We start from the raw sequence: 8535 nt of genomic DNA on the forward strand, positions 1-8535 counted from the left end.
AAGTCCAGGTCCTCCACCGCGATCGCCTTCACGCCGCACGTTTGGGCCCAGTGCAGCAGGCGGGTCAGGGCATGGCGGACCTGGGCGTCCCGGTGTTCGGCGGTGCCGGCCAGATCATAGAAGAAGCGGCGCGGGCTGCCGGTGGGGTTGCCGTGGGTGTCTAGGCGCCAGGCGGCGAGGTGGTCGGCGTTCATGTCGACGCCGATCACACCGTGGGCGAGCGCGGCCTCGATCGGGATGGATGGGGCGGGCGGGATCTGCCAGGAGGCGGTCAGATACCAGCGGTCCCGGCCGGTATCCAGGTGGATGCGGTAGGCCACGGCCTGGTTGGCCGCGACCCTGTCGGCCCACTCAGTGCCCCGGTGGGCGAAGGTGACCTGGCATGCGAGGACGTAGCGGCCGTGCGGGGCGTTGGCCAGATGAGCGAGCGGCGCGGGGAGCTTGATGCTCGCCTCGCCGTCCGGGCTGATGCGGATGGTCTCGTTGCCGTAGCGCTTGCCGGACTCACCGTCCGCGTGGCAGAACCAGCGCTCCGCCTCCCAACGACCACGCCACGCGGACTCCGTGAGCTGGGCCGCATCCAGGTGGTGGCGGGTGCGGGCCAGCTGCTTGCCGCCCCTTACGACATGTACGACTCCGGCCTCGCGGTCGGCCCGCGCGGTGGCCAGCCGGTCCTCAAGCACCCGTAACCGCCGCGACTTCGCATGCCACTCACACCGGGACCGGTAACCCCCGGGTGCCTTCTTCGTTCCCTTCTGTCCGATCGGCTGGGACAGCCGGCGCTCGATGGTGCGGATGCCGGCTTCCAGGTTCTGGAGGTGTGCCGACTGGCAGCGGCGGGCCAGTGCCCACTGGTCGTGCGTGGCCTTGGTGATACTGCCCGCCCACCGCGACGACGAGAGTGGCGTCAGCTCCCGCTTACGCACCGCCCACGTGTCACCGGAGTGTTCCAGGCCGTCCCGGCAGCGTGCCTTGAGGTCTTTCGAGGCCAGCGATCCCAGATGCGCGCCGACCAGGCGCAGCACCTTCTCATCGCCGGGTGTGAGGTGCTTGAGGCGGGTCCGGACGGCCACACCACTCGGGCCGGACGCGACGAACGGCGCCGCGATGGTCCTCAGCTCACTCACCCCGTCACCCCCGCCCGACTCCACCCGAAGATCCCGTCGTCATGGGAAACGAGCACGCCCCATGAAGGTCACGCATTCGATGAAAGAACGTCAGTTCCCCACCGAGAACCGGCCCCATGGCCGAGGTACGCGGCACAACGCAGACCAGCAGCGCTCACTCCCGCTCACCAGAACGTTCTTGAAGGCATTCCAGCGGCAACAGTTCCAGACCCTTCCCGGCCCCGTCCTCCGGCCGCGGTCCAGCCTCGTCGTCGTTCTCCCAACCGTCCCCGAGGCTCACTACTCCGCTGCTTTCGGAGCCTTCGCCCCTCGCCTCCGACCTCGCCCGGCGGCCCACCTCACGTGCGCGCGGGTGTGGTGATGCCGTGTCTGCTGTCACCGACTCGCGCCCGGCACGAGTAGGGCTCCTCGATCCTGTGCCGCACCACCCGACCCGTATACGAGCTCAGCGGAAGACCACCGTCCGATTCCCCTCCACCATCACCCTGCTCTCGCTGTGCCACTTCACCGCGTGGGCCAGTACCTGGGCCTCCACGTCCCGGCCCACCGTCACCAGCTCCCCGGGGTCCAGCGAGTGGTCCACTCGCACCACGTCCTGCTCGATGATCTGGCCCTCGTCCAGCTCGGGCGTTACATAGTGCGCCGTCGCGCCCACCAGCTTCACGCCGCGGTCGTACGCCTGCTCGTACGGGCGTGCGCCCTTGAAGCTGGGCAGGAAGGAGTGGTGGATGTTGATCGCCATGCCCTCCAGCTCCTTGCACAGGTCGTCGGAGAGGACCTGCATGTAGCGGGCCAGTACCACCAGGTCGATGTCCAACTCGCGGACCAGGTCCAGCAGCCTCGCCTCCGCCTCCGGCTTCGTCTCCCTTGTCACCGGGATGTGGTGGAAGGGGACCCCGTAGCTCTCCGCCAGGCTCTCGAAGTCTCGGTGGTTGGAGACGATCGCCGGGATCTCGATGTTCAGGCCGCCCGTGCGGCGGCGGAACAGGAGGTCGTTCAGGCAGTGGCCGAACTTGGAGACCATGATGAGCGTGCGCGTCGGCGTCGACGCTTCCCGTAGGGTCCAGGAGATGCCGTACGCCTCCGCTACGGGACCGAATCGGTAACGCAGATTTTCCAGGTCCGCGTTTGGATCGGAAACATCGAAGTGGACCCTCATGAAGAAACGGCCCTGAAGTCGATCATCGAACTGCTGGCTCTCCAGGATGTTTCCCGAGTTACGGACGAGAAAGCCGCTCACGGCGTGCACCAGCCCCGAGCTGTCGGGGCAGGAGAGGGTGAGGACGTACTCGCTGCTGCCGGCCTGCGGTCGAGGGGAGTTAGGGGACACGTCAGCCTCCGGTGGTGCGTATTGCACAACATGGTGAGCGATACGCAACATGGTCGGCTCGGTGGCCGGTCGCGTCAAGGGTGGTCGGGCGCGGGTGAACGCGGCCGGGCGGGCAATCGGTGCGCATGTCGAAATCGTCATCCGCCAACTACTTGACGTATGTCCGCACATTCGCCAGGGTGTTCCACCACAAGCAATTGGGTGCACGATGCGCAACGAATTCCTGCGGAAAGGCTTGGCGCGTGGCAGACCTGTATGTGGACGGTGAATGGCGGGAGCCGGTGGCCGGCGGCCGTCGGGAAATTCGATGTCCCGCTGACGGCAGGCTCGCCGCCACCGTCTCGGAGGGGACTCGTCCCGACGCCGAGGCCGCGATCGGCGCCGCCCGCCGCGCCTTCGACACGGGACCCTGGCCGCGTACCCCCGAACGGGAGCGCGGCGCGCTGCTGCTGCGTACCGCCGACATCATCGAGCGCGACGTCAAGGAGTTCGCCCGCGCCGAGTCGCTGGACACCGGCAAGCGGCTGGTGGAGAGCGAGTACGACATCGCCGATGTCGTTTCGTGTTTTCGGCATTACGGCGGGATCGGTGGCGTCGATGCCGGGCGGGTCATCGACACCGGCCGTGACGACGCCGTCAGTCGGGTCGTCTACGAGCCCATCGGTGTGTGCGGGCTGATCACCCCTTGGAACTACCCCCTCCTGCAAGCCAGTTGGAAGGTTGCTCCGGCTCTTCTCGCCGGGAACACCTTCGTCCTCAAGCCCAGTGAGCTGACCCCCTCCACCTCCATCCTGCTCGTGCGAGCGCTCGCCGAGGCCGGGCTTCCCGCCGGTGTCGCCAACCTTGTTCTGGGGGCCGGGCCCGAGGTCGGGGCGCCGCTCTCCGAGCATCCCGCCGTCGACATGGTCTCCTTCACCGGCGGGCTCGAGACCGGGAAACGGATCATGGCCACCGCCGCCGCGGGCGTGAAAAAGGTGGCCCTGGAACTCGGCGGGAAGAATCCCAACGTCGTGTTCGCCGACGCCGACTTCGAGACGGCCGTGGACTTCGCCCTCACGGCCGTCTTTCTGCACTCCGGGCAGGTCTGCTCCGCCGGGGCCCGCCTCATCGTCGAGGACTCGATACACGATCGGTTCGTGGACGAGGTCGTGCGGAGGGCGCTCCAGATACGGCTCGGTGGGCCCTTCGATCCCGATGCCGAGACCGGGGCTCTCATCTCCGCCCAGCATCTCGCGAAGGTCGAGGCCTATGTCGCCGCCGGGCTCGCCGAGGGGGCCGTACTGCGGTGCGGGGGCGCGCGGCCGGACGATCCCGCCCTCGCCGACGGGCACTACTACCCGCCCACCGTTCTCGACGAGTGCACGCAGGACATGCGGGTCGTGCACGAGGAGTCCTTCGGGCCCGTGCTCACCGTCGAGCGGTTCAGCGGCGACGAGGACGACGCCGTACGCATCGCCAATGACACCGAGTACGGGCTCGCGGGGGCCGTCTGGACGCAGGACGCGGGCAAGGCCCAGCGGGTCGCCCGGCGGCTGCGGCACGGCACTGTGTGGATCAACGACTACCACCCCTATGTGCCGCAGGCGGAATGGGGTGGCTTCGGGCACTCGGGCGTGGGCCGGGAGCTGGGACGGTCCGGCCTGGACGAGTACCGAGAGCCCAAGCACATCTGGCAGAACATCCAACCCCGGCCGCAGCACTGGTTTCGCGGCTGAACGCCGAAAAGAGGTCGATCATGACCCCAGTACAGACCGAGGTGCCGCAGCGGCGCGGCACGTCCCAGGACTCGGACGGCACGCCGGTCATCTCCGTGCGCGGCCTGTGGAAGGTGTTCGGGCCGAAGGCCGACCGGGTGCCGGAATCGGAGGAGCTGTGCGGGCTCACCCGACGTGAGCTCATGGACCGTACGGGATGCACCGCCGCCGTACGGGACGTGCACTTCGACGTGTCGCCGGGGGAGGTGTTCGTTGTCATGGGTCTGTCCGGGTCCGGGAAGTCGACCCTCGTGCGATGTCTCACCCGGCTGATCGAACCCACCGCCGGTGAGATCGTCTTCGAGGGCGAGAACATCCGGGACGCGGACGACAAGCGGCTGCGCGAGCTGCGTCGGCAGAAGTTCTCCATGGTCTTCCAGCACTTCGGGCTGCTGCCTCATCGGCGGGTCGTCGACAACGTCGGCTTCGGGCTTGAGATACGGGGGATGGGGAGGGCCGAGCGGATCAAGCGGGCTCTTGAGGTCGTCGAGCTTGTCGGGCTCTCCGGGTACGAGAACTCCTACCCCGACCAGCTCTCGGGTGGCATGCAGCAACGCGTGGGCCTGGCGCGGGCGTTGGCCGGTGATCCAGATGTTCTGTTCTTCGACGAGCCGTTCTCCGCCCTCGACCCGCTGATCCGGCGGGACATGCAGAACGAGGTCATCCGGCTGCACCACGAGGTCGGCAAGACGATGGTCTTCATCACCCACGACCTGTCCGAGGCCCTCAAGCTGGGCGACCGCATCCTCATCATGCGCGACGGCAAGATGGTGCAGTGCGGGACCGGGGATGAGCTGGTGGGTGCCCCTGCCGATGACTACGTACGCGAGTTCGTCAAGGACGTGCCGCGTGCCGATGTCCTCACCCTGCGCTGGATCATGCGGCCCGCGGCCGACGGTGACGCCCTCGACGGGCCCGAACTCGGGCCTGATGTCGTCGTGCGGGAGGCCACCCGGGCCGTCCTCGCCGCCGAGAAGCCGGTCAAGGTCGTCGAGAACGGCAAGCTGCTCGGCATCGTCGGCGACGAGGAGATCCTCGCCGTGGTCGCCGGAGGCGGGGACCTCCCGGTCCAGAAGGGCGGCGACGCGCGATGACCGTCGCCGTGGAGAAACCACAGAAACCTGAGCCGCCTGGGCCCGCGGACGCCGTGCCCGAGGCCGCGCCCGTCGCCGCCGTACGGCAGGTCAGCCGGCGCATGCTGGTCGGCGCGATCCTCGTCGTCTGGCTGGTGCTGTTCGCCGTACTGCGCGGCACGAACACCCTGACGCTCGCGGCGGCCGACCTGACCGGGCTGCACCGGTGGCTGAACGACGTCAACGACTCGATCGGCGCCAACCGCAACTCCAACCCGCTCTTCCTCTACTTCTTCAACGAGATCCGCCTGGTCATCGACAACCTGGTGACCTTCGTCCAGCATCTGATCTCCCAGCCCTCCGACTCCCGGCCCCTGCCGCAGATCGGGTGGCTCGGGGTCGTCGGGATCGCCGGGTTCGTGTCCTGGGCCGTGGGCAACTGGCGGGTGGCGCTGCTGACCGTCGCCGGGTTCACCTTCTTCGGGCTCCAGGGCCTGTGGCAGGAGAGCATGGACACCCTCGCGCTGGTCCTGTGCGCGGTGTTCGTGGCGCTGCTGTTCGCGATCCCGCTGGGGGTGTGGGCGGGGCTGTCCGACCGGGTCAACCGGATCATGACGCCGTTCCTGGACTTCATGCAGACGATGCCCACCATGGTCTACCTCGCCCCGCTGACCCTGTTCTTCCTCATCGGCGGCGCCTCCGCGACCATCGCCACCGTCATCTACGCGGCCCCGCCGACGATCCGTATCACCGCGCACGCCATCCGGACCGTGCCGGAGACCACCGTCGAGGCGGCCGACTCGCTGGGCGCGACCCGCTGGCAGTCGCTGCTGAAGGTCCTGCTGCCGATGTCCAAGCGGACCGTCGTCATGGGCGTCAACCAGACCATCATGGCCGCCCTCGCCATGGTCACCATCGCCGCCCTGATCGACGCGCCCGGCCTCGGCAAGACCGTCATGCAGGCACTCCAGTCGCTCGACGTGGGTACGGCCTTCAACGCGGGCCTCGCCATCGTCGTCATGGCCATCGTCCTCGACCGGGTCACGACCGCGGCGAGCGTACGGGAGGAGGCGGCCCGGCGCTCGGCCGGCCCGCTCCTCGCCCGGCGACGCCAGTTGGTGGTCGCGGGAGCGGCGGTCGCCGCGGTTCTCGTCTACCTCTCGCACACGTACGTGTGGGCGGCGGAGTTCCCCGGCGAGGGCGATGTCGGCAGCTCCGTCGCGAGCGCCGCCGACACCGCGAGCACCTGGGTGCAGGACAACCTGTCCGGCCTCACCAACGCCTTCCGCGACGCCCTGACCAACGGCCTGCTGAACCCGTTCCAGTCGCTGCTCACCGACTCGCCCTGGTGGCTCGTCGGCGCGGTACTGATCGGGCTCGGCGTGGTCTTCGGCGGCTGGCGGGCGGGGGTGACGACGGCGGTGTGCGTCGGGCTGCTCGTGGCGACCGGCGTGTGGTCGGACGGCATGACGACACTGGCGTCCACGCTCGTGGCCACGGTCATGACGATGCTGCTGGCCGTGGTTGTGGGGGTGTGGATGGGGCGCAGTCCGCTCGCGGACCGGCTGATCCGGCCCACCCTCGACGCGGCACAGGTCATGCCGCCGTTCGTCTACCTCGTACCGTTCCTCGCGCTGTTCGGCGCGACCCGCTTCACGGCGATCGTCGCCGCGATCGTCTACGCGGCGCCCGTCGCCATGAAGATCATCGCGGACGGTATACGGAACGTGCCCGCGACCACCGTGGAGGCGGCCACCTCCGCCGGGTGCAACACCTGGCAGCTCATCACCAAGGTCCAGCTGCCGATGGCACGCGGCGCCCTGACCCTCGCCACCAACCAGGGCCTGATCTACGTGCTGTCGATGGTTGTTGTGGGCGGCCTGGTAGGCGCGGGCGCCCTCGGCTACGACGTAGTGGCCGGCTTCTCGCAGGGGCAGCTGTACGGGAAGGGGCTGGCCGCGGGGCTGGCCATCGTCCTTCTCGGAGTCATGTTCGACCGGATCACTCAAGCAGCGGCGCGGCGTGCCGGGGCGTAAGGGAGCTACCACCATGGCAAGGCAAGCAACAAAGTGGAGAGTCGGCGCGGCCGGCGTAGTGGCGCTGGGCCTCGCCCTCACCGCCTGCGGTGGCGCGAAGGTCGGCGACAGCTCATCGGGCTCCGACACCTCCTCCGGGTCCTCCGGCAAGTGCGGCACGTTCAACCTCGCGGTCAACCCGTGGGTGGGCTACGAGGCGAACGCGGCGGTCGTCGCGTACGTCGCGGAGAACGACCTCGGCTGCAAGGTCACCAAGAAGGACCTCAAGGAGGAGATCGCCTGGCAGGGGTTCGGGACGGGCGAGGTCGACGCCGTCATCGAGAACTGGGGCCACGACGACCTGAAGAAGAAGTACATCACCGACCAGAAGACTGCCGTCGAGGCCGGTGCGACCGGCAACGAAGGGCTGATCGGCTGGTACGTGCCGCCGTGGCTGGCCAAGGAGTACCCGGACATCACCGACTGGAACAGCCTCAACAAGTACGCGGCGAAGTTCAAGACGTCGGAGTCGGGCGGCAAGGGGCAGCTTCTCGACGGTGACCCGTCGTTCGTCACCAACGACGAGGCGCTGGTGAAGAACCTGAAGCTGGACTTCAAGGTGGTGTACGCGGGCAGTGAGACGGCGCTCATCCAGGCCTTCCGCAAGGCGGAGAAGGACAAGGAATGGGTGATCGGCTACTTCTACGAGCCTCAGTGGTTCATGGCCGAGGTGCCGCTGGTGAAGGTCAAGCTGCCTGAGTACACGGCGGGTTGTGACGCGGACCTGGAGAAGGTGGCGTGCGACTACCCCGTGTACAAGCTGGACAAGATCGTGAGCGCGAAGTTCGCGAAGTCTGGTAGCCCGGCGTACGACCTGGTGAAGAACTTCACCTGGACGAACGACGATCAGAACACCGTGGCGAAGTACATAGCCGAGGACAAGATGACGCCGGAGGCGGCGGCGAAGAAGTGGGTGGACGCGAACCGGGCGAAGGTGGACGCCTGGATCAAGTGACGCCGGAGTCCGGTTGAGCATGACTGCCCGGTGGGTGGTGCGCGTACCTGTGCACCGCCTGCCGGGCATTGGCTTTTCCTCGCCCCCGCCGCCCTTACCCGTCCCTCCCCCAGAGGGGGGACCCCCACTGGGGGCTGCGCCCCCAGACCCCCCTTTCGGCCTGAACGGCCTCGTCCTCAAGCGCCGGACGGGCTGGAGTGGCGGGCCGGTGCTGAAGTGCG

6 protein-coding genes are annotated in these 8535 nt (G+C 68.2%); 4 read left to right on the forward strand and 2 right to left on the reverse strand.

Going from position 1 to position 8535, the window contains the following annotated elements; all coding sequences use genetic code 11:
- Both ACWCRB_RS47400 and purU read right to left on the reverse strand, forming a co-directional pair.
- The coding region (locus tag ACWCRB_RS47400; RefSeq protein ID WP_451002005.1) for an IS200/IS605 family accessory protein TnpB-related protein at window positions 1-1127 on the reverse strand (1127 nt) is incomplete at its 3' end.
- A 445-nt stretch (window positions 1128-1572) separates the two neighbouring features.
- A complete protein-coding gene (gene purU / locus ACWCRB_RS47405) occupies window positions 1573-2457 on the reverse strand; it encodes a formyltetrahydrofolate deformylase (RefSeq protein ID WP_235478584.1) in 885 nt (294 codons plus the stop codon).
- Between the two features lie 242 nt (window positions 2458-2699).
- On the opposite strand from purU, the gene ACWCRB_RS47410 reads away from it, so the two are divergent.
- From ACWCRB_RS47410 to ACWCRB_RS47425, 4 genes are read left to right on the forward strand one after another with little or no spacing between them, the layout of a single operon-like run.
- Window positions 2700-4172: an aldehyde dehydrogenase family protein gene (locus tag ACWCRB_RS47410; protein ID WP_451002006.1), complete on the forward strand. Its 1473-nt coding sequence runs from the start codon at window positions 2700-2702 to the stop codon at window positions 4170-4172.
- A gap of 20 nt (window positions 4173-4192) precedes the next feature.
- Complete coding sequence (locus ACWCRB_RS47415) at window positions 4193-5305, forward strand: quaternary amine ABC transporter ATP-binding protein (protein WP_451002007.1); 1113 nt, start codon at window positions 4193-4195, stop codon at window positions 5303-5305.
- Entirely contained in the window at window positions 5302-7320 is a 2019-nt protein-coding gene (locus tag ACWCRB_RS47420; protein ID WP_451002008.1) for an ABC transporter permease, read from the forward strand. The genes ACWCRB_RS47415 and ACWCRB_RS47420 overlap by 4 nt, the downstream gene beginning before the upstream one ends.
- A 13-nt stretch (window positions 7321-7333) precedes the next feature.
- Complete coding sequence (locus ACWCRB_RS47425; protein ID WP_451002009.1) at window positions 7334-8314, forward strand: ABC transporter substrate-binding protein; 981 nt, start codon at window positions 7334-7336, stop codon at window positions 8312-8314.
- Window positions 8315-8535: the final 221 nt, after the last annotated feature.

It is taken from the genome of Streptomyces sp. NPDC002156 (assembly GCF_053593675.1).